This window comes from Paenibacillus sanguinis 2301083 = DSM 16941 (genome assembly GCF_000374825.1).
GTDB classification, from domain to species: Bacteria; Bacillota; Bacilli; order Paenibacillales; family Paenibacillaceae; genus Fontibacillus; species Fontibacillus sanguinis.
This window is the reverse complement of record NZ_KB895386.1, coordinates 11,420-35,134: the sequence shown is the minus strand read 5'-3', so window position 1 is coordinate 35,134 and position 23,715 is coordinate 11,420. Positions and strand designations below refer to the sequence as shown.

At 50.1% G+C, this 23,715-nt stretch carries 15 protein-coding genes; 1 reads left to right on the top strand and 14 read right to left on the bottom strand.

The genetic code is table 11. The annotated features are described in order from the left end of the window. Window positions 1–10 precede the first annotated feature (10 nt). The 10 genes from C557_RS0116345 to C557_RS0116300 all read right to left on the bottom strand — a co-directional run bounded on the left by C557_RS0116345 (window position 11) and on the right by C557_RS0116300 (window position 14,112). Window positions 11–799, bottom strand: a complete 789-nt coding sequence (locus tag C557_RS0116345) for a response regulator transcription factor (RefSeq protein WP_018752968.1) — start codon at window positions 797–799, stop codon at window positions 11–13. Beyond that, window positions 796–2,559, bottom strand: a complete 1,764-nt coding sequence (locus C557_RS0116340) for a cache domain-containing sensor histidine kinase (protein WP_018752967.1) — start codon at window positions 2,557–2,559, stop codon at window positions 796–798. Before C557_RS0116340 ends, C557_RS0116345 begins: the two co-directional genes overlap by 4 nt. A gap of 356 nt (window positions 2,560–2,915) precedes the next feature. Next, a complete protein-coding gene (locus C557_RS0116335) occupies window positions 2,916–3,980 on the bottom strand; it encodes a sulfate/molybdate ABC transporter ATP-binding protein (protein WP_018752966.1) in 1,065 nt (354 codons plus the stop codon). Between the two features lie 84 nt (window positions 3,981–4,064). After that, the gene (locus C557_RS0116330; RefSeq protein ID WP_018752965.1) at window positions 4,065–4,649 is read right to left on the bottom strand and encodes a TetR/AcrR family transcriptional regulator; all 585 of its coding nucleotides are present in this window, start codon (window positions 4,647–4,649) and stop codon (window positions 4,065–4,067) included. 32 nt (window positions 4,650–4,681) lie between these two features. Continuing rightward, a complete protein-coding gene (locus tag C557_RS0116325; protein WP_018752964.1) occupies window positions 4,682–5,290 on the bottom strand; it encodes a GNAT family N-acetyltransferase in 609 nt (202 codons plus the stop codon). A gap of 254 nt (window positions 5,291–5,544) precedes the next feature. Continuing rightward, window positions 5,545–6,141, bottom strand: a complete 597-nt coding sequence (locus C557_RS0116320; protein ID WP_018752963.1) for a TetR/AcrR family transcriptional regulator — start codon at window positions 6,139–6,141, stop codon at window positions 5,545–5,547. A gap of 5 nt (window positions 6,142–6,146) precedes the next feature. Further along, the gene (locus tag C557_RS0116315) at window positions 6,147–6,779 is read right to left on the bottom strand and encodes a YigZ family protein (RefSeq protein ID WP_018752962.1); all 633 of its coding nucleotides are present in this window, start codon (window positions 6,777–6,779) and stop codon (window positions 6,147–6,149) included. Between the two features lie 120 nt (window positions 6,780–6,899). Beyond that, a complete protein-coding gene (locus C557_RS0116310; protein WP_018752961.1) occupies window positions 6,900–8,255 on the bottom strand; it encodes a glucose-6-phosphate isomerase in 1,356 nt (451 codons plus the stop codon). Between the two features lie 281 nt (window positions 8,256–8,536). Further along, window positions 8,537–9,343, bottom strand: a complete 807-nt coding sequence (gene srtB, locus C557_RS0116305; RefSeq protein ID WP_018752960.1) for a class B sortase — start codon at window positions 9,341–9,343, stop codon at window positions 8,537–8,539. A 74-nt stretch (window positions 9,344–9,417) separates the two neighbouring features. Continuing rightward, window positions 9,418–14,112 carry a DUF7601 domain-containing protein gene (locus tag C557_RS0116300; RefSeq protein WP_018752959.1) on the bottom strand — a complete coding sequence of 1,565 codons (4,695 nt, stop codon included), beginning with the start codon at window positions 14,110–14,112 and terminating at the stop codon, window positions 9,418–9,420. Window positions 14,113–14,392: 280 nt separating this feature from the next. Between C557_RS0116300 and C557_RS0116295 the strand changes: the two genes are divergently transcribed. After that, a complete protein-coding gene (locus tag C557_RS0116295; protein ID WP_018752958.1) occupies window positions 14,393–15,820 on the top strand; it encodes an ERCC4 domain-containing protein in 1,428 nt (475 codons plus the stop codon). Between the two features lie 179 nt (window positions 15,821–15,999). Here the strand turns inward: C557_RS0116295 and ppnP are convergent, their stop codons facing one another. From ppnP to C557_RS0116275, 4 genes are all read right to left on the bottom strand, one after another. Then, complete coding sequence (gene ppnP / locus C557_RS0116290) at window positions 16,000–16,317, bottom strand: pyrimidine/purine nucleoside phosphorylase (RefSeq protein ID WP_018752957.1); 318 nt, start codon at window positions 16,315–16,317, stop codon at window positions 16,000–16,002. A 30-nt stretch (window positions 16,318–16,347) separates the two neighbouring features. Continuing rightward, the gene (gene tkt / locus C557_RS0116285) at window positions 16,348–18,372 is read right to left on the bottom strand and encodes a transketolase (protein WP_018752956.1); all 2,025 of its coding nucleotides are present in this window, start codon (window positions 18,370–18,372) and stop codon (window positions 16,348–16,350) included. 241 nt (window positions 18,373–18,613) lie between these two features. Further along, window positions 18,614–21,553, bottom strand: a complete 2,940-nt coding sequence (locus C557_RS0116280) for a VWA domain-containing protein (RefSeq protein ID WP_018752955.1) — start codon at window positions 21,551–21,553, stop codon at window positions 18,614–18,616. After that, the gene (locus tag C557_RS0116275; RefSeq protein WP_018752954.1) at window positions 21,537–23,654 is read right to left on the bottom strand and encodes a vWA domain-containing protein; all 2,118 of its coding nucleotides are present in this window, start codon (window positions 23,652–23,654) and stop codon (window positions 21,537–21,539) included. Before C557_RS0116275 ends, C557_RS0116280 begins: the two co-directional genes overlap by 17 nt. Window positions 23,655–23,715 lie beyond the last annotated feature (61 nt).

Genomic DNA, 23,715 nt, shown 5'->3' with positions numbered 1-23,715 from the left:
TATACCACTTTTATTGGTTCCGCTCTCCAGCCTCTGCCGCTTGCTGGCGATACTGGCTTGGACTCATATGCTCCTGATCACGAAATACCTTGATAAAGTATTTAGCGCTCTGATAGCCGATCCGTTCGGAAATTTCCGTGATGGATAGCGTTGTTCCCAGCAGCAGTCCCTTGGCCCGTTGCAACCTTCGCCGCATCAGATACTCGCTAAACGTTAATCCGGTCTGTTCCTTGAACAGCACGCTGAAATAGCTTGCATTCAGGTGTAAATGATCAGCGATCTCCTTCATCGACATACTCTGATGCAGATGTTCATCCACATAAGCAAGCGCTTCTTGAATCTGCACATTATATACCTTCTCTTCTTGCATCGTCTCGAGCAGCCTCGGGTCCATCATCCGCTCCAGCCGCTTGATCCGGGTTTGCTTCTCCTCTCGCTCCAGCGCAATCTCAACTGCTTGCACAAGCTTGCCCTTATCCAGCGGCTTGAGCAAATAATCCACAACACCGAACTGCAGCGCCCGCTTGGCATAATCAAACTCGGAATGACCGGAGATCACAATGATCAACGGTGAATGTGGCAAATCGTTCAGCCGCTCAATCAACTCCAGTCCACCAAGTTCCGGCATGCGAATATCAGTGATGACCAGATTGACCCGCTGCTCTGGAAAAAGCTGAAGCGCCTCCACACCGCTGGATGCGGCCTTAATCTGATAACGCCCGGCAGACCAGGCTTCGAGGGTCTTTCGGATTCCTTCCCGCGTTCGCGGCTCATCGTCAACGATCAATATCGTTTTCATTTTGCTTCCCCCTTGCCATGATTCGGTATGTCAAAGGAAACGGTTGTCCCGCTACCCTTTTCGCTGTTTACCTTGATTTCACCTTGTGCTGCTGCATAATAAAGCCTGATTCTACGTCCAACATTAGCAAGACCAACCCCGCTTCCCTTGGCCGACTCGGAGTGTCCCCGTTCTATAGCCAAATGTAGTGAAGCCAGCTTCCCTTCATCCATGCCAGGTCCGTCATCCGTGACCGAAATTGTAGTATAACCAAGGCGGGAAGAGGGAACAACCCGTAATATAATCGTGCCCGGCTCCAGCTTCTGCTCGACTCCGTGCAGGATTGCATTTTCTACAAGCGGCTGGATCAGGAGCTTCGGAATCAAAATTTTGCGGCTATCATCCTCCGCCTCAATTCGCCAGGTCAAGCGATCCAGCAGCCTCATTTTCATAATCGTCAGGTACCGCTCGGCATGCTCCAGCTCATCCCCGATCGTCACCCATTCGTCCTCATCCTTCCGATTAATTACATATCGAAACAAGCCGGACATAGCAACCACTACTTGAGCCAGCTCTTCCTCTCCCTTTTCCTCAAGCGCCCAATAAAACGCTTCCAACGTGTTAAACAAAAAATGCGGGTTAATCTGGGCTTGCAGCGCCTTCAGCTCCGTACGGCTTTGAATAATTTCCTTCTGGTAGACAACCTCGATCAATTCATTCAAGGAGCCTACCATCTGATTATACGTATTGTTTAACTCATTAATTTCCATCGTAGAGGAGGTGGCTTGATTCGGCTTTAACGTCCCGAAACGAGCACCGCGCATCGCCTTGATTAATTGCAGAATCGGCCGGGTAATCATCGTTGACAAAATCAAGCTCAGTACAAGAAACAGCAACGCTCCAACGATGCCCGACACAAGAACTGAAGTGCGAAGCACCGAGATGCCTTCGGTTGTATAATCAACCGGGGTCAGCATAACCACCCGCCACCCCGTTGCTGTCGATTGCTTGTGCACCGATATGTAATCCTGTTTGCCAAGGGTGACCATTTCTCCCTCTCGTTGTAAAATATAATCAAAGTCCACTTCCCCGGTAAAGTTGGAAGCAAGCATGTGACCGACCTGATCATAGAGCAGCATCGATTCCCGGTTACGCCCCAAGTCGCTAGTGCTGTGGCCGTCCAGATCGAAGTAGCTTTTCTCCATACGGACCAGCAAATACCCCCCGTGTGCAAACGACTGGTCGACCAAGCGAATACGCCGCAGGGCAATGACAAGATCCTTCTCCTGCGCATCCTGCCCGAACCAGCAAAGCTGTCCTTGAACGCTGTCAGCAAGCTCGATCCATTCCCTTGGCACACGGCTTGCCAGGCTTCCGTCATCCAGGGGAGACAGTCGCTGATAATCTGTGGTATATATCTCCAGCGAACGGATGCCCGTAGCGTAGGCCTCATATTTCCGCACCTCCTGCTGCAACAGCTGCCGCTCACTAAAGGTAATAGGTTGTCCTTCGACCTCATAAGTTAAAAAGCGCTGTACTGTAGCGTTTGTGGCAATTTGAGCTGTCAAAGTATCCACTTGCTTAAGGGAAGCATCCAGCTTGCCCGCAGCCTGGACAGCCGTTTGCTCAATATGCCTCTCTGCCGTGTTGCGCAGCAGCACGGACACCTTGTTGTATACAAAAAAAACGACCAAAGCCAGTACGATGACCATCACCAGCATAAAGCCCAGCAAAATCTGGTTGCGGAGCGTATTCCATCGATTCAAGCTCAGTCTCTTCATTTATGAATCTGCCTCCCATTCTGAAACTATCTGGTACTCTCTCATATTACTGTTCCTCAAGTCCTTATGTAAACGTATTAATCGTCGTTTGGCCCTAAACAAAAAAGGCTATATCCCGGAAAGCCTGGCACTTTCGGGATATAGCCCTTGGGGTAGCTATATAAGCTGAACTTATGTTTAACGCAAAGAAGCAGACGAGAAAATGTTCTTACGATCGCTGTTGCTCATGGATTTCTTTTACTCGATAAATTCTTATACGGTAGAAATCCTTTCACAAAGGCGAACGCTACGCTTCTTCAGAATCATTTTTCTCGCTTGCTTGTTTTGCCTTTTCCTTAGTTCGACTGATAGTTATCTCAAATGATCACACTAAGCGGATCACGCTTCAACGGATTTTCCAGCACCCAATTTCGTTCATCATTATAAAGATAGGCCCGGTGCACCAGCACCCGAACCTCCTGCCCAGCCCTCAGGCTCTCCTTCTCCAGGGAGCGGAAGGTCGTTAATGTGTGCCCGTTCACCTCTACCTCAACCAGCCACTGACTGCCGCGAAAATGCAAATGCTTGATGATTCCCGGAGAGGTGGCTGACAGCAGAGCAAATTCATGCTCAGGACCAACTTCAACATATTCGGGGCGGATCAGCGCCTTGGTGGCTGGTCCGCCACACTCGGTCTCAAAGCCTCTTAGCATTTCCGCTCGCTCTACCAGCGTAGACTGACCGATAAATGAGGCCACAAATGGGGTTGCCGGTTCCTTGTATATATCCCAGGGTGTGCCCTTTTGCTCCAGACGCCCTTGATTAATAATCATAATTTCATCCGCTACCTCGATCGCCTCATCTTGATCATGCGTCACAAAGATGGAAGTAATTCCAACCCGTTCAATTAGGTGACGCAACCAGGAACGCAGCTCTTGCCGGATTTTCGCATCAACGGCTGCAAAAGGCTCGTCTAGCAGGAGCAATTGGGGCTCTGGAGCCAGCGCACGAGCAAAGGCGACCCGTTGCCGCTGTCCGCCTGACAACTGATGGGGATAACGCCCTTCAAACCCGCTAAGTCCGGTCAGCTCTACCAATTCCGTCACCCGCTGTTGAATCTGTGCCTTGGCAGCCTTCTTGACTTGAAGACCAAAAGCAATGTTATCAAACACGGTCATATGTCTGAACAAGGCGTAGCTCTGAAAAACAAAGCCGATCCCGCGAGCTTGCGGAGCCAAGTCATTTACCCGCTGTCCATGGAAGATAATCTCTCCGTTATCCGGCTGCTCTAATCCAGCCAACATGCGAAGAATTGACGTTTTCCCGCCACCGCTTGGACCTAGCAGCCCGATCAGCTTCCCTTTCTCAATCGCAAAACTCACGTTCTTCACTGCGTGGAAGCTGCCAAAATGTTTATCCAGATTCTGCACCTCTACATGCATGCCAGCGACACATCCTTTGCAAATAAACTATAAATATTCCGATAAAAATACTTGATTTATTTATAGCATAGTTCAAGCAAAGTTTCAATTGTGTTCGCCAGGCTTGTGATCCATCAGCCCAAACAAAATGATGTCGCACATTGCCTGCATCCCCGCCTCAAAGCTTATCTTCTCTTTGAAGGTGTATTCATAATCCAGCAGCCGTCCCACCGTTTGATCCAGCATCAGCCGCAGCACCTTCGTATTGACCTGATGAAGCACTCCGTCCTCCATGCCCTTCTCCACCAAATGAATAAGCTCATCCCACATCGAATGGATATAGTGATCCGTCTTATCCCATAGCTCGGGATAAAATCGCTGCAAATCATCCGCATAACGGATCAGTATCCCGATGTAATAGATGTCAGGTATGTTTTGAAAATATAATCTTACCTTATCGGGAAAAGCAAGTCCCGGATCAGCCAGAATTTCCCGATCGGACTGGCCGATCTCCTGAAACACAAATTCAATGGTCTTGTCAATGATGTCATATTTATTCTCAAAAAAGGTATATACCGTTCGTTTGCTTGTGCCGAGTGCTCTGGCCAAATCCTCAGTGGTAAAGCGCGTTCCCTTCTGGCTAAGCAGCTTCAGGATTTTGAAATAGGTGCTCTTGTCTATGCCTTGCATCGTGTATAACCCTCTCCTTGCTTGTTCACTGACTATGCCAGTGGCTTGACCATTCGATAAAGGAAAAACGGCTTCTTGTCTAGCCTATCCGTCACCTCATAGCCCATGCGCTCATACAACCTTCTTGCAGGCTCATTCTTTTGCTTGACAGTCAGAGACATCTTCTTGTAGCCTTGCTCTCTGGCAATGCCCTCTGCATGCCTGAGCAGCTTGGTCCCAATCCCCAATCCACGGCTTTCCGGAAGGGTGGCGAGCGTACCGATATGGAATTCGTCCTCACGGCCCTCACGCAGTGTTAACACACTCCATACACTCCCCAAATGGCTAAATACATAAGATACGAGCGGCCATTTGCGAATGGTCAAGAGCTGCTTAGCCGTAGGCCAGGCCAAGCGGTTAAGCAGTTTAGTCGGATAACAGGTGATCACTCCCAAGGTTTGGCTGCCTGTTCTCGCCTCATATACATATTCATGACTAAAGCGGTTGTTCTTCTGTCTCCACAAACGTTGCAACGTTTGCTCCACAATGCCGCTATCCCTTGTACCCACCAAGGTTTCCGCCATATCATCTATCGCCAGCATATTTAATCTGGCCCCGACTTTGGAAAGCAAATGCCCCTTCACAATTTGAATATCATTCATGGGATGTCACCCTCCTGTTTATTTTGGTACTACAATGGTTTTTATAGTACCAAGTTTAGATGAGAATTACTTCCTTGTCAACTGATTGCTGCATGCTTATCCAGCTTCAAAAAAATAAAACCAGTCCAACACGCGTTATGAATGAAGGTATCCCCTCTTTCAGTCGTGTCAGATGGTTTTGTCAATTAATGTAATACAGTGCTACTGCTATGCTAGTGTAATTCAATAAAGTATGAAGCTAAAACAAAAACGCCTTATGACGTTATACGGTAACTGCTGTGGCTTAACATCTTCACATGGGCAACAGCGGCCGGCTTGATCTCTTCAAAGGTCAACCGATCTTGAATGTAATAAGAGATAAATCCGTGCATCCCCAGGAACATGCTTAATGGCAGGGAAGGATTGTTTTCCAGCGGATGCCGCTCTTCTTGTAAAAAGCTGCGGACAATGGACTCAAACATGTTGAAGCACTTCGTCTGTTCGTTGCGACAATAGGCCAGTATTTCCTCGTCTCTCAGCATAAACATGATTTCATATTGATGCGGGTGCTCCAGACCATACTTGATGAATTCCAGCATCAGTTGCTCAGCTTTGGTGAGGCCTTCTGTTGGCGTACGCTTGGTTACCTGCTGACACAGGTGGGTCAACGACTCAAAGTCCTGTACCACGATGGCATAAAACAATTCGGCCTTTTCCTTGAAGTGATAATAAAGGGAGCCGTGACTGTATCCCAAATGCTGACCGATGCTTCTCATGGAAATGCCGCGGTAACCCTTGGTAATAAACAGATGCCGGGCTGCTTCCATGATTCTCTCTCTCGACAACTCCTGATCTACTGCTCTTCTTGCCATAGGCATTATTCCCCTTCAATAAAGTAAACCCTGTCACCTTCCGTTATCACGGCCTGCCCTCCGGTCAGATCTGTCATCCAATCGATAAAGGCCTTTGCTTCTTGATGGAAAGGCAGACAGCATAATATTACCTTCTCCGTGAACATCGTCTCTCCCGTACGGATGTTCCGGCTTCGCAATTCATTCTCCACCTTGCCCAGCCAAGTATAATCCAGTTCCACATATACCTCTTGATGAAGCATCTGGGTAACAGCTTCCCCTGCCTCGATGGCTGCAACAGCTCCATCCGTATAAGCACGAATCAGCCCTCCCGCACCCAGCATAATTCCACCAAAATAACGGGTAACCACGATAGCCACATTCTTTAAGCCCTGATTCCTGATGACCTCCAGAATAGGCTTGCCCGCAGTGCCACTGGGCTCTCCATCATCGGACTGCTTCTGAATCTCATCCCGCTCCCCAATCATATAGGCAGAGCAGTTATGCGTCGCATTCCAATGCTTCTTCTTGATTTCCTCAATGAAGAGGATAGCATCAGCTTCGGTTTCTACCGGTTTGACGTGTCCGATAAACCTCGATTTTTTAATTACGATTTCCTTCTCGCCGGCTTGTCGAACCGTCTTGTACTTCTCCAGCATCTAAAACCCATCCTTATGAATGTGCCAAGAAGCAGCCCCTCCGAAAATTTCCGGCGAACTGCTTCCTGGCGCTGATGTCCTAGTCATCTAAAGCCAATATGCGACTTGCAATGAATGAATTTATTCGGAAAGTCTGGCTTCCAATTCAGCCTTTTCCTTCTCGTAACCCGGTTTGCCCAGCAAGGCAAACATATTCTTCTTATAGGCTTCAACACCCGGCTGATCAAATGGATTGACACCCATCAGATAACCACTGATGCCACAGGCCTTCTCGAAGAAATAGACGAGATAACCAAAGGAATATGCCGTCATATCCGGTACATTAACGATCAGGTTAGGAACTTGCCCATCCGTATGTGCCAGCAGCGTGCCTTGGAACGCCTTCTTATTCACGAAGTCCATCGTTTTGCCAGCCAGGAAGTTCAATCCGTCCAGATCCGCAGGATCCGACTCGATCGTAATATGGCTAGGTACTTCGCTGACTTGAATGACCGTTTCAAAGATATTCCGGTTGCCCTCTTGAATGAACTGCCCCATGGAGTGCAGGTCTGTGGAGAAATCCACGGAAGCCGGATAAATTCCTTTGTAATCCTTGCCTTCACTTTCGCCGAAGAGTTGCTTCCACCATTCGGAGACATAGTGCAGGGACGGTTCATAGTTCACGAGAATTTCCGTGACTTTCCCTTTGCGATACAAAGCGTTCCGTACCGCAGCATATTGATAGCTGACGTTCTCCGCCAGATTTGGATTACTGAATTCCTGCGCCGCATCGGCTGCGCCCTTCATCATTTCCTCAATGCTGATTCCTGCTGTAGCGATTGGTAACAAACCTACGGCAGTAAGCACGGAATAACGTCCGCCAACATCGTCAGGAATAACGAAGGCCTCGTAGCCTTCTTCATCAGACAGCTTCTTGAGTGCTCCCTTGGCGCGGTCAGTAGTTGCATAAATACGCTTGCGCGCTTCTTCCTTGCCATATTTCTTCTCAAGTGCTGCGCGGAAAATACGGAATGCAATCGCTGGCTCCGTAGTCGTTCCCGATTTGGAAATGACATTTACGGAGAAGTCCTTGCCTTCAATTAAGTCTAGCAAATGATTTACATAGGTAGAACTGATGTTGTTCCCCGCAAAGTAAATTTCCGGCGTCTTGCGCTTGTCCTTCGGCAACAAATTGTAGAACGAATGGGACAACGATTCAATCGCCGCGCGAGCACCCAGATAGGAACCGCCAATGCCGATAACAATCAGCACCTCGGAATCGCTTTGAATCTTGGCCGCCGCCTTCTGAATGCGGGCGAATTCTTCTTTATCATATTCAGTCGGCAGGTTGATCCAACCCAGGAAATCAGAACCTGCACCCGTACCTTTATGTAACTGCTCGTGAGCTGTGCGAACTGGCTCAGTCAAATAATCAATCTCATGCTGTCCGACAAATTGCAAGGCTTTGCTGTAGTCAAACGTCACTTTTCTGGACATTGCTGAAACTCTCCTCCGTCTATTTAATATCTCACTGACCCATCCTTGAAGAGGCCACATTCAAACACCAATAACTGGAAGAATCAAATCCGATTTGAACAACCTCTCAAACAACTTAAACCTAGGATACTGTAAAACAAGCATGAAGACAAGGGTCCAATATACTCCTTTTGGTCAAGCATGGCAAAATAATTAAGTGATGTTCAATTCTTAAGAGAATGTGACTAAACAGTAAGCTCGGGAAATCCCCCCTTGCTTGCTGCTTTTTCACTCGAATCAATCTATTTGATGGGAACCAGCTTTCCGAACAAGGCATACCTGGCATTATTGAATTCATAAGAGCAGGTACATAAGGCGACAATTCGGTCATTGGCTTCTATTTCTACCTCCGCTTGAAAAGTAGACTCTTCTCTCAATGCAGCCGTATAGGACATAAAATCTTCATTGTCTGTAAATTGATAGCGGATAAATTCATAATCGCCATCCGCTACAATGCCGGCAAAAAGTTCAATCGTATAGGCTCCATCCGGAGTATACAGCTTCATGGTCGGATGAGTCTCGAAGTATTCCTGATCTTTATATTTCGTTAGCGAAGAGAACATTGAGCCATCCTTCATATTATGTCCGTAAATGATGGTATTTCTGGCCGTAAAGTCGCCTGGCGTACGATAATCCACAAATAGACTCCCCAGCTTGTTCGGAGCACGGGTGAACAGGTGGTTTAAGTAGTATTCATTATCCGCACCCTGTACGACAGGGTAGTCAATAACACTCTCCTCGGCCGTAATCCAGGCTGTGACGTCCGGATTAACCAGCCGCAACTGCTCAAAATCTATAAGCTTCATCGTCCTCCCATCAGAGCTCTCCGCAGCTTTGGCAAGCGATGCCGATTCATCCGCTGCGGAAGTCAGCTTTATCTCACGGCGAAGTTGCTCGTAAGACTCATCTCCAGCGGCATACTCCCGGTTGGCGGAGATAAGCGTATATGCAGAGATCACAGCTCCAAGCAGGCTTAACCCTATCAAAACCCGCAATAATCTACGGATACCCGTGTTCCCTGTTCCTTGTCTCGTATCTTTATCTTCCATTTTATGTCCCTCTTCATCAAAGAGGGCCTGCGCCCGCTCAATTTCTCTCGCAGCACAAGCCCTCTCAAATTGCTTTATTTCATAACGCTCTTTCTATTTCTTAATCGGAGCCAGTAATATGCCCCAGACCATACCAGCAAAGATAGCAGCGAAGTCCACAATCCAACGCGGGCAATTCCTTGGTAGATGGATTCACCGGTTTTAGGTGTGCCATTTCCCGTCTGAACTGCTTGGTTGCCCGGAGAAGCTGGCTTCTCCAGATCATCGCTATCGCCCGCCTCAAGCTGGCCAGCCGCTGTTCCCTGTCCATCATTCTCAGCATCTGGAGTGGTTACGTCTCCCTCCTGATTGCCATGGTCTCCACCCGTGTTCCCAATGGTCTCACCAGGCTCATGGGGGACGTCAGGATCACCGGGTACCGGGATTCCTGGAGTCGTTGGATGATCTGGCTCCTCATTTGACTTTCCTGGCTCCTCATTTGACTTTCCTGGCTCCTCGGGCTTAGAAGGCTCCTCAGGCCGGTCAGGCCGATCAGGTGTGGACCCGCCAGGATTCCACGGCGAACTTTTTCTCTTCGTATTAGTAAATGCAGCCGTTTGTACTTCATCCGTTTTAATTACACCGGAGGCTCCGGTGCTGGTCATTTTGTAACCTTCCTTGGTGTAGTCTTCCTCAGTCACCGTATATGTGGTGTCCTTAGGCAGACCCTGAATCGCAATGCTCTCCCCGTGAGCCAGCGATATCGTGTCCCCGCTCTGAAGCGTTCCGTCCGTTGCTCCCCCTATTCCTGTATAAGCATACCTGCCAGAAGCCCCATCAAACGTTACTTTAAAATCGAACTTCTTATTTTTATTTCCAGCATTGCCGGCTACCGTTTTGCTAATAACCAAGCTGCCTGGTTTGTCTTTTGTATTCACGTAAGTAACGGTTTGGATATCATCAGCAACAATCTCCCCGGAAACACCACTGCTAACTGTTGTATACCCCTCCGCCGAATAATCAGCTTCAACTACACGGTATGCCGTCCCCTTAGGCAAATCGGTAATCATAATGCCTTCACCATGGGCCAGCGAAATGGTATCGCCGTCTTGAATAGTTCCGTCTGCTGCCCCACCCGTTCCAGTGTACTTATAAGTACCGGGCGCGCCATCAAGAGCTACTGTAAAATCAAATTTCTTAATTTGATCTCCATCATTGCCGGCGACCGTCTTGTTAATAGCCAGACTGCCTGTGTCCCTGGTATTCGTAAATGCAGCCGTCTGCGTAGCATCAGCGATAATCTTTCCAGAAGTACCGCTGCTGGCCGTTATATACCCGTCGGCCGAATAATCAGCTTCGGTTACGGTATAGGCTGTGCCTTCAGGCAACCCCTTAATCTCGATCCTTTCACCGTGAGCCAATGAAATCGTATCTCCACTTTGCAAGCTTCCGTGGCTTGCTCCTCCCGAACCTGTGTAATCGTAGGTCCCGTTGGCTCCATTAAAGGTAATCGTAAACTCAAACTTCTTGCTCAAATCCCCGGCATTTCCGGCTACCGTTTTGGCAATAGCCAAATTGCCGGCTGTGCCTGTCAAAAAGTTAGTCACAGTCAATAAATTTGAATCTGTTCCTGTCTTGCCGTCAATGGAGGTGGTAATTTGACTATCGGAAGTTGAAACGATGACCTCATGCTCTGTGCTGTCCAGGGTATACCCGACAGGCGCCGCCGTTTCCCGAAGCACATATTTCCCATCCGGAATGACCTTGAGTCTAATCTTACCGTTTGCTGCCGTCATTCCTTGACGAATAACGGTGCTTCCATCTTCCGAGAACAAGGTGAACTTTGCCCCGGCCAATCCTGTATTCCCATCTGTTTTGGTGATTTCAAGCCAACCGTTTCTTTGCAGCGTAGCCGCTGCATCCATACTGCTAACGGCATATTCCACCGCATCTTCAATAGAATTTGCATTACCGTTCGACAGGCGAACATGGTTAGTTACCTTGCCTGTATCGCTGGTAATATCTGTCAGGTAGGTGAAGCGATAAGCCTTATTCGTGTCCGCCAGAATAAAGGTTAGTACACGGCTCTGAGGGTCGTACTTGATGTTTGTTCCAATAATCAGCGGAATGAGCGTGCCTTCCCCAAGCGTGCCGTCTGGCTGCAAGATCATTTCCCTGGCTGTAATATTCCCTTCGATCAGCAAGTTCCCTTGAGCATCTGTGCGCAAATCCAGACCTGCTGGCAAGGTATCCTCAATGGTCTCTCCAACATCCTGAAGCTGATACGGGTTGTAATCTACCGTCCAATCGAGTATACCGGCTTCTGGAACCTTATTGGATTTATCTACAAGCGTACTCTTGACCGAAACACTTTGCTCCACATTTACCCCAGTATTCCAGTTTGCTGCCGACAGCTTCAACTGGTTAACTACTGTAGAAGTCTTGTTGTTGTTAAAATAATCAGCCAGCGTTGCTGCTGTTGGCTTTGCCTTCACCAGAATGACGTAAGGCTGATCCAGCGTAGCAAACGTAAAGGTTGCTGTGCTGCCTGTAATCTTCGCGTCCTGCAATGTCACTGCATTCCCCGTAGCGTTGACAGAAGCCCCATTGTCCTTATCCTTTTCTCCTTTAAAAGCAAGATAAGGCTGGCCTGGGTTAATGTCCACGAACTCCCAGCCCTCAGGCAGGGTATCCGTTACCGTGACTTGGCCCAGCACTTCATCGTCTGCGTTCTTCACACTGTTAAAGTCCAGTCCGTCCGCATTAATGCTCAGCCGGAAGATCACGGATTTATCGACGTAATCAAAGCCTTCTGCTGCCGTTTTAGTGCTATTGTTGACTCCGCTAATCGGATCAGCAATCGCTTCTCTCTTCAGCAATTCCTTCGCTAACAGATGGCTGTTATAACTTACATGGCTGGTAGCGTAATTCAACAAGGTGGTGCCGCTGTATAACATCGCGGTATTGTACACCTGAGATGTTTTATTTCCTGCGTAGATATCCGGGTTCACAATCTGGCTATCATAGCTCATAGTATTCTTATCAGCAGTAGACAAGTTCGAGAACACCAGCAAGTCTGCAACGCGTTGTCCACCTTGTTCAATGGCAATGACATTGAAATTTGCAGAGCCCGAAGTATTAGCGGATTGATCTACATATTTCTGATGATAACGCGGAATCAGTTCTTTAGCGTCAATACCGGCAGGTACCCCGCTCACTTGATTCAGGTCGATGCTGCTGCCATACACCAGCAGATCATATACCTTGAGATCAGGGATGATTTGACCCTTCGCATCGACATTAATCGTCCATTTCACCTGACGGTTGTTGTAATCGATGACACCAGACTTGTTGATAGCGCTATAACCGATACCAACAGTTGCACTAGCGCTTGGAGTGGTTCCCGTTCTTCCCGTCCAATCCACGCTAGCTGCGTTTTCAAACTCTGTTATTCCAGTGGTAGGGCCGGTTGCTTTAACTTTAGTTACGATGGTCAATACAACCTGCTGATTTACCACACTGTCAGGATGCACATACTTGCCATCCGTTGGCTCTGCAGTAATCGATGTTTCCGTACCGCCTGTAGTCCACTTGGCAGATTCCCATTCCAGGCCTTGCGGCAACTGGTCTGTAATGGTCAGGTTCTCCAATGTAGCACCAGGTTGATTTGCAGTGATCGTCCAGGTAATCGTACGATTGGCTGGATCGTAGACGCCATTGTTGATTTCATCACTTTTGCTCCCCGTCTTTTCGATCCATTTATTATTCCAGGGCACATTAGACACAGGCTCCTGCACGACCTTACTTTCGGAATCCAGCAATGCTGCACGATTGAAAACCCTTTGTTCTCCCCCGGCAAAATATTTTTCATCCGGAATAACCGTCTGGAACGTGATGATCTGCTCGCCTACCGAATTATCCGGAAAGGTATAAGCTAATTCAGAGCCTGACACATCCAGATCTCTTTTCGTTCCGTTAACTTCAAAGGAATTGGCCACATACTCTCCAACCTGGGACAACTCGTCTTTGAAGGTGTAATCCTGCAAATCAATCGGATTCCCAGACTGTGTGGCCCCCAGCTTGACTTCCCAGTTGATACGCTTGTTCGCAAGGTCTGGAGTTCCGCTTTTGGACGAAGTATATATAATTTCTACTGGCGGCACATTTACGGTATAGGTCTTTTCCAGAATCATAACGGTATGATCCCCTTCGTCCCCTCCGCTGCCGCTGGCATCGTACTGCAATTCTGCATTGAATCTCCCTGTAACGGAATTGATGCCAGTGCTGCCATCAAATACCTCGTCAGCACCATCAAAGATAATATTGGCGGTCACTTCCTGAGTTGCACTATCCGATACAAGCTCAACATGAGCTACTGGCAGACCGCCAAAGGTTAATGGGATGGAAGTCCCCGCCACAACCTTAAAGCCCTTGCTCAGCCGAAAAGAAGCCGTATCTCCCTTTTTAATCGGATTGGCCGGAGTGGGTTCATCCCCTTCTACAGGTACTCCGAAAGAGATTGACACCGAGATCGGGTCTGTATGACTGATCTTTTCATTTACGGTAATCTCCTTACCATTCTGAGTAATGCTGGCCGATAAGTTCGTCAAAGCAGATGACTTATCCGTTCCATCCAAAGGCAGCGCATAAACTGCGTCGGTTACCGTATAAACCGCATCCGTTACCGACGGGGCATTCTTAGAAAATGCCGCATGTGAAGGGAAAATTATACCGATAAAAACAAGCAAAGCCATTAACCCGCTCATCCATTTTACCTTCATAGGTTTCATTACTTTGACTCCTCCTCGTTCTATTTAGCGGCTCGACAGTGGTTCCAAGCTAAGCCTAAGAAACTTCCTGTCGAACATCATAACAAGGGCGGAATTGAGTCGCTTGAAAAAAACAAACAAAAACAATTAGAAATTTTCTAATATAAGAAATTTTCTTGTAAAAACTCTGCCGACAAAATAAAGTGTTATAATTACTATACAAAGATGAAGATTTTGTTAATTTGAACCTTTCTTAGATGGCTGACCTTTATGTAAATCCCCCGGAAAGGAATATAAGTTTGTGAATAGAAATAATAATTTTGGTTATTTGCTTGATGAATTGATTGACATCGCCCAAAAGCCAAAAACTGATTTCGCAATTAGCATGAATATGACTCCTAGTGGACTTAGTAAAATTTTAACAGGCAGCCGTTTACCCTCCATAAAGGAAAAAAAGTTGTTTATTCAGCAAGCTGCCGATTATTTCGCCGAAAGTATTTACTCCCATGGCTGTTACCTGAAGCTGATTAATCTGTTTCCAGTCATTTATAATTTCAGAGCGATGGATGATTTGCGAACTTTTTTGACCTATGCCCTTGAATTTGCGCTTGATAATGATATGGCTCCAACCCACCAGGTTAACCTGGAGTTCTCAAAGCGCGGGTTTTTCTATCTGGGAACTGTGCCCGTGCTCAATATGCTGTGTATTATAATGTCTCACTATGTCAACATTAGTTCGGACGAATCATTGGAGGTATTCAGCACTATTCCCACCTATGATCCTGCATACTCGGACATTCTGCGAAAGACCTTATTATTTAATCCAGACAAATGCACAAATGTCATTTTCAATCAATTTTTTGATGGTACGATCGATGAATCTTCAATGAATGGAAAAGGGGTATCCATTAACTTTATCACCTTAAATCAGAGGGGATTCAATATGAACCTGTGGTCATCGACAGGTGATTTGGGGCAGCCCTTCCTGTTGTTTAAAGGAAAACTACTGCTGATGTTTGATTCGCAAATTGATGGGACTCCGTTATTAATTCCAATCGTTCATCGAAACTATTTAACCTTGTTCTATAACAGTCTGATGAACAAGGATATCCGGAAAATCAGCTATGGGCGAAGTGAGATCATTGAGCTTCTTCAAAATAATGACGAGACTGTCACAAAGGTTCTGGAACGGGGAATTGATAGCGTGTACAGCTTTTTACCCATCGCCTACCTGCTAGAGAAGCACGAAATTCAGGCTATGGAGCATGTTCAGGAAATCAGAGATTTCACATGGAGACTCTTCCAGAGCATATTAAACAAACACACTGAAATTTTTCTTTCAAGGAAAAACCTGGATGATTTTATCGCATCGGGCAAGGTCATCATCCCGTTTATTGGAACTTACCCACTTCCGCCAGAGGAAAGAATTCCTTATATGCAGCGCATGGGCGCCTATATGCAAAGGGATGAACACAAGGATAAATTCAAGGTGATCGACAATAAGCTGAAAAATATAGTCATCCTTTATGTGGAGAGCAAGTGTCTTATTTACGCCTTCGATGATGAATACGCCTTAGAGAAAATACATGTGTTTGATTCGGATAAAGTAAAACCTATGCTTGACCGCCTGATGCTCTCCAAAAGCATCCCCTTGAAATTTTCGGGAGACATGTGGCAAGCTTATCAGGAGGATTTGCTAAGCAAGATTTATGTGCAGCGGAGCTTATAATAAGAAAAACATCTATTGATGTACTATCCTTGAAGCCAGACCACGTTAAGCAGTAGTTTTTCTTGCGATTTTAGAATTATTCAGCTCCGCTGAAAGCTTATAGATTCTATAATCTTAAGAAAACCGCAAGTTCTGATGAGATTCAGAACTTGCGGTTTTTTAGTTAAGGCAACAGGCTGTCAGGAACCGTAAGAGCAACAGTAGTCAGTTATACGACTGACCTCAAGCTTGAAGGAAGAGTGGGCAGGCACCGTGAATGTTCCGCGTCCGCTGATCTCTCTCCATACCGCTTCGCCGGGGAGCTGCACCTTCAATTCTCCAGACAGGATATCCATCACTTCCAGCGAATCCGTGCCAAATTCGTATTCCCCGGGGAGCATGATTCCCAACGTCAGTTTATTTCCATCCGGCAACCAGACGGTCCGGCTGGTCACTTTACCCTCGAAATAAATGTTGGCTTGTTTGTCTATGGTCACATTTTGCAATTGCTGCGTCACGTTCCCCTCTCCCTTCACGGTTACAGTATTTTAGCTCAATTGAGCTTTGACATGCTTCACAACATTTTCTACAGTAAATCCGTACTCGGCAATCACCTTGTCGCCAGGCGCGGAAGCACCAAATTTGTCGATAGCAATAATTGAGCCCTTCTCACCTACGAAACGCTCCCAGCCAAATGGATGAGCCATCTCCACAGCTACGCGAGCTTTAATCTCAGGCAGAATAACCGAATCCTTGTAGGTTTGGTCCTGCTTGTCGAACAGATCCCAGCTTGGCAAGCTGACAACACGAACATGAATGCCTTCCTCAGCCAGCGCTGCTTGCGCCTTAACGGCTAACTGCACCTCAGAGCCAGTTGCCATGATTTGAGCCACAGCCTTGCCATCCTTGGCTTCGGAAACCACATAACCCCCGCGTTTTACCCCTTCGCGAGCCGCTGTTTCGGTGGTGTCCAGAATCGGAAGGTTTTGCCGGGTCAGTACCAAAGCTACCGGATTCTCCTGATTCTCTACCGCATATGCCCAGGCGGCCGCTGTTTCGTTCCCGTCTGCCGGACGAATTACGGTCAGGTTCGGGATAATGCGCAATGAAGCCAACTGTTCAATCGGTTCATGAGTTGGTCCATCCTCGCCTACCGCGATGCTGTCATGCGTCAGGACATAGGTTACCGGCAGCTTCATCAGTGCGGACAAACGCACCGCCGGGCGCAGGTAATCTGTAAATACGAAGAACGTACCGCCGAATACTTTGAGGCCGCCATGCAGCGTAATTCCGTTCATCGCAGCCGCCATGCCAAATTCACGTACACCAAAGTACAGGTTACGGCCGTCACGGGTATCCGGCGTATAGGTCGCCAGGTCGTTCAGATGGGTCATGGTTGAGCTTTCCAGGTCAGCGGAACCGCCGAGCAATTGAGGCACACCTGCCGCAAGACCATTCAGAGCCTGACCGGAAGCCACACGTGTGGAGACCGCTTTGTCCGAAGCAGAATATTTAGGCAGCTTGGCGTCCCAGCCTGAAGGCAATTCTCCAGCAATGGCTTGCTCGAATTGAGCAGCCAGTTCAGGATACTGCGCTTTGTATTTGGCAAAGGTATCTTGCCAAGCCTGATAAGCAGCGATGCCGCGTTCCTTGACTTTGGCAAAATGCTCGCGCACTTCTTGTGGAACATAGAAATCCTCTTCATATACCCAATTGTAGAATTCCTTGGTCAGTTTGGCTTCTTCCGTTCCCAGCGGAGATCCGTGTGTTCCGCCGTGTCCGCCTTTCCCCTGCTTGTTCGGGCTGCCGTAGCCGATGACCGTCTTCACTTCGATCAAGGTTGGACGCTCGGTGTCCGCCTTCCCTGCTTCAATAGCTGCTTCAATAGCTGCCAAATCGTTGCCATCCTCAACGAGCAACGTTTGCCAGCCATAGGCTTCAAAGCGTTGTCTTACATTCTCGGAGAAGCTGAGATTCAGCTTGCCATCAAGGGAGATGTCATTGGAATCATAAAGGAAGATCAATTTGCCAAGCTTCAAGTGGCCAGCCAGGGAAGCCGCTTCGCTCGCAACACCTTCCATCAAATCGCCGTCGCCACAAATTCCGTACGTATAGTGGTCAACCACTTTGAACTCGCCTTTGTTATAGGTTGCCGCAAGTTGTGTTTCCGCCAGCGCCATGCCTACAGCCATAGCCAAGCCTTGTCCCAGTGGCCCGGTTGTTGCGTCTACCCCGGCGGTATGTCCAAACTCAGGGTGACCCGGCGTTTTGCTGCCCCATTGGCGGAATTGTTTGATTTCTTCCAGTGGCAGATCATAACCACTCAGATGAAGCAAGCTGTAAAGCAGCATGGAGCCATGGCCTGCGGACAGGACAAAACGGTCGCGGTTAATCCATGTCGGCTCATCCGGGTTATGGTTCATCGATTTGGCAAACAATTGATAGCCCATCGGCGCAGAGCCCATCGGCATCCCCGGATGACCGGATTTTGCCTTTTCAATAGCATCGATAGCCAGTGTACGAATCGTGGTAATTGACAAATTATCAATAGTGTTGTTGTCAGAAAGTGGCATTCTTTTTCCTCCTTAAATGTAAACCTGCTTTGGAATTGCTGAAAATTTACGCGGCGATTACAAAACATTCAATTTGAAAAAATCATTTTGACTTTATCTATTGTACCACTTCAACCACCCGTTTTCCATACCATTATTCCAACCTTTTGGGACTTATAGCCCTCTCCAGAATTTGGAACGATACGGGCATAGCCCGGCATGCAATGCAGCCGGGCTGGTGGGGCAGCGGCTCGCGCTTAGGCTAGCGCCGCCCCCGACGCTTGGCCTCCAGCAGGCGGCCAAGCCGCTCTTGCCCGGGCGCGGACTCCGTCCCCGCGCCCGCCTGCTCTGCCGTCTCCACCACAGATGGAGACGGGGGCCCGGTCCGCGCGCCGGCGGCCGCGGACCTTGCGTCCGCCCCGCTGCGCGGCGGGCGGACCTTCTGCGGCGCCTCCGCCGGGGCGCCGCCTGCTCCGCTGACCTCGCGCACGCGGTCAGCGTCATCGCTACTGCCGCCGCCATAGAAGGCGGCAGTGCGGGTCTTGCGGGCGGCCAGTCGGTCCAGGCCGCCAGGCTCCGGCGGCGCTGCAGCCCCAGCGCCGCCGTCTACCGCTGGCCGGGCGCTGCCCCGGGCCGGCCAGCGGAGCCGCTCCAGCAGCCGGCTCCATGGCACAGCCAGCCGGCGGACAGCAATGTCGCCAAGCCATAGCAGCAACACCAAAATCAGCAGCACCCGATCCCAATTCTCCAGCTTGCGCTCAGGCTGCGGTGCGAAGTTGAACGCCGCCTCTGGGGCATCCCAGGCCAGCAGCCTACCCCCGGTCAGTTCAGCCACAGCTTCCAGCCGTTCGCCAGACATACGATCTGTAGCCAGACGGTACTCCGGCGAATAAGGAATGACGAACCCCGTGCTCATACTGCTGACCGCCTCGTCTCCTTCCTCCACCCCTTGCAAGTGAAACAGGAAGGAGCCTGGCTCCGTCACCCTCATGCTTCCTTCAAACATCCCTGGCGCTACCTGACTTAAACGAAGCTCTGTCTCGTCTCCGTTATTCCCGGTCACCTTCCCGGTGAGCTCATGCGGGTAAGGCTCTCCCGCAGCACGTACCGTAAAGCGAACCTCGTCTCCATTGTGGGCCGTCTCTACTTCAAAGGCGGAGGAGGAGAATTGCGGAAACGTCCATTTAACCATGTCGGTGAACAACCCCGCGTAACCGGACCAGGCCACCCAATCTCTGGACCATTTCCCGGTCAAATCGCTCGTCCATGCTACCGTCCGTCCAGAGCCGTATTGCCATCTGGCCAAGAGCGGGTCCGGCTCAGGACTCGACAGCACCGTCTGAGCCGTGGATTTTGGTGTAGCGGCAACATAACCATAGATTTGCGGCAAGCCGCTCTGGAACCAGGAGCCCCAGTCCCCCGGCTGAACCAGTGCCGGAACAAAGGGCTTGTTTACAATATAGGTTCTGGCAATAATGGTCGCCTCACGGCTAAAGATCGCCGGAAGCGTAGTCTCGTCCTGAACCAGATAGTAACGTCCCTTCGCCCCCGATGCCAGAGCTTCCAGCAGCTGCACGTCGGCATCACCGCCAACAGCAACGGTCGACATCGTAATCTTGCCTTCGACCATGCTGTCGATCAAAGGCTGATAATCCGCATTCCCCGCCGACTGGCCGTCCGTTAGCAAAATAATATGCTTGCGCTGAGCCTCAAGCTCCAGCATCTTGCTAGCAGCCTGGGCTACCGCCGGATAAATATCGGTGCCTCCGCCAGACGAAATGCCATGGATGCGGGAGATAACCTCCTCCTTATCGTCCAGCTTCTGCGGCTCTACCACCCACCAGGGCTGAGCGTCAAAGGCGATAATTCCCACCGTATCCTTCTCGCGCAATAGTTCCACCGTGCGGATCGCCGACTCCTTCGCCAGACTCAGCTTGTCACCGTCCATGCTGCCCGAGCGGTCAATCACAAGCAGCAGCCCCAGGGAAGGGATTTCCCGCTTGCCTGTAAGCTCCATGGATACCGGAAGCAACCGCTCGATGGGCGTCTTGAAGTAGCCCCCCATGCCGAAGCTATCCTCTCCTCCAACCATCATAAAGCCAACGCCGTAGGAACGGACAGCCTGCTCGATCAGGTCCATCTTGCGTTCTCCGACCTGCTCGCCTGATACATTATTAAAGACGATGCTGTCATAAGCTGCATACTTCGCCAGCTCGGAAGACAGCATGCCCGGTGCTGCGACGGAATAGTCGATCAGCCCGGCCTGCAAGGCGTTCTCCAGATTAGCCGAAGTCCCCGGCGCCCCTTCCACAATTAATACCTTTGGTGTCCCGGTCACCCGGGTAAAGGCATAGTGAGTATTATTGGCCGACTGCTCGTCTCCCTCCAGAAAAATTTCGGCCCGGTAACGATGCAAGCCCGGTTCTCTCGCCAAGCCCTGCAAGGAATAGCGATTATCTCCCCGCTGTAAAGCAACCGTATGGCGGCCGATTTCACGATTATCCTCATATAGCCGAAGCTCGCCGCTACCGGCATAGGTGCTGCGAACCAGCACCTCAAAAGCAAACGACTCGGCAGGATACAGCTTCTCCGGAACCAGGAACTCTTCGATCGACGCATCGTTCTCTTCCGGGGCAGGAACAGGCAACACATCGACGGCGATGCCCCTATCTTTTAGCAGCTTCGCTTCCTCCAGCACGGCTCCAACGTTTTCTCTGCCATCTGTGACCAGAACCACTCTGCGGTTCGCTTGCCCCTGGAACAAACTCCCGGCCAGCGATACCGCATGCTCGATATTTGTGAACTCCCGAGATACCTCGTTTTGCCCCCAAGGCGGGATTTCCGGCGCTTCGCTCAAGTGCTTGTCGATCACCGTATTTAATCCAAAAGAAACCGTTGCTGCTAAATCACGGTTGTCCTTGGCTTTAACAGCCTCTCCGACCCATTCATCGATCGGGGCTGTAGACGGGATGCTGGCCGAACGGTCAGCAACAAATACTATTTCCTTATTCAGCACCAGGGTAAAGGTATGAAATCCGGCCAAAATGAGCACTAGCAGCACGCAAATTGCCGTACGCAAACCGATCGCCCATTTCCTTCGACTACCACTGAGCCTGAAGTCTTTCCGGTAAGCGTAAACTGCACCTAACGCAAGTAAAGGCAGCAAAAGCAGCAACCAGGGATGATCAAATTGAACGCCCACGCTGGTACACCCCCCATTCCGCCAGAATAACCAGCAAGGCCAGCAACGCGACCCATTTGACTAACGGTGCGGCATCACGCTGCACCGCTTCACCATCTGCACCGGTCAGTGGACTCGAAGCAGCATGCTCGTTACCCAGACTACCATTGGCCTCCTTGTTGATGCCCGGTTCCTGGCTCCCGTTCGCGCCTTCGCTTCCGTCAACATCCTGTTGCTTTGCTCCGCTGCTCGCCTGCCCTCCGGTTTGCAGCTTCGCCGCTAACTGATCCGTTGGAGTTGTCTCCGACTCCAGCGGATCGGCGATGACCTCAAGCAAATACCCCGGCTGCTCTGCCCCGTCACTGCCCGTAACATCCAGCCGCCACAAGCCAGGAATATCCGGGGCCTGCTGACTGGATGAAATGGCGCCGCTATTTAGAGTAACTGCCGGAACTGGCTGCGCACCCGCTTTTCGCGCATAGCCATCCATAGCTGTCCACACGGCGGATGCCGCATCCTGAGATACCGGAATATCCAGCTCTGTACCGGCGGCTGCTCTGCCCAGCCCGGTTCTTAAGCCGGACTTGAGCCAGGCTACCGCATTGTCGACCAGAACAGGAAATTCCGGCTTCAGTGGCAGGTCGCCGTCCTCCAGCCGGAACAGGAAGACCAGCTTCGGTCGACCATTCTCGGTTCCGGCATAAGCAGCCGTCTGCCCTCCGACTGTAAGAATCGGGTTGCCCCAGGCAGGCACCTCCGCCTTGATCAACCGTCCCGCCGGAGGCTCCTTAAGCTGCAAATAGCGCGTGACCGGGTGCTTAACGGTCTGGGTGTCCGCACTTTCCAGCGCTGTGCCTTGCTCACCCTCACCGATGACCCACAGCGGCGTCTCTGCGAGCAGCTTCGCCCATGCCCCGCTCTTCGTATAAGATGGCAGCGAGCCTTCAATCACTACGACATCGGGCTTGCTCTCAGGCAAGGCAGGGGCAGTTCCCCCATCTCCGCCGCTTGCCCCAATCGGGGCGATTCGGGTTATTTTCGCGCCCGTCAACTGCAAAGCCTTCTCCAGAAACAAGTTCCCTGACGAGATGAGCCAGACATTGGCTGCTCCCGCCTGCTCCCGGAAAGCAAAGGCTTCATTGTCAAGGGAATACGCATCCTCTGGCTTCAGGGACAACCGGTAAACTTCCGCGGATGGCAATCCGCTGAACTGAACAGTCTGCCTCTTGCCTTGCTCCGCTGTCAGTTCACGAGAGGCAAGCAATTTGCCATCCCCATACAGGTCCAGGATCAAGTCGCGGGCCTCTCCATCATTGCGAATGACGGCTACTCCATGCTGGACTCCTTCCGTCCCTTTAAACTCCTGTTCTTCGCCTTCTTCTGCCCCGGACGAACGCTTAACCCCAAATTGCTCAATGGCAGCGTTGGCCTGGGTTTCAGCACCGATAGGCATGATTTGAACCGGCACATCAAACGCCACTGTTCCAGCACCCGCTCCCTCCGGCCAACGGGTATCCGTAACCAGCAGCACCCTGGCTTCTTCCTCACGGGTTAAGGCAGAGGCGAGGGACAACGTTTCACGGTAAGCCGCACTTCCGTAATCTAACGTCAAATGATCGATGGCGCCGGACAACGATGCCTTGTCCCTCTCCCGGGTCAATAGCACCTCCGGCCTGCTGCCCAACCGAATCAAGGATATTTCTTCGCCAGCGCCGGCTTCGCGAACATAGGTATGGAGCTGTTGCTTCATCACGTCCAGCTTGCTGCCCGCTCCCGGGTTCTTGGAATTGCCGGAGGAAGCCTCCGGGGATACGATAGCGCTCATGCTGGCCGAGGTATCGGCGATCAAGACAGTATGGCCTTGATGCTCCCCGCTTCTCCATAGGAAAGGCTGCATCAACGCAAACACCAGCAGGGCAGCAACCAATAACTGGAGCCAGAGCAGCAATCGGTTCTGCAACTTCTGCCAAGGGCGGTTCGCTTCCATATTCAAGAGCACCCGCCGCCAGAGCATATGGCTAGGTACGGGCGTGTCAATATAGATTCGTTTGAATAAATATAATATGACGATAACTGGCAATGACAGCCCAAACCAGAGACTCATCCATGATCCGATTCCCATATCTGCCTCCCCCTTCCTCTGCAACCTTCATGTTGCTTGCCCCCGCCCTCGTCTGATCTTA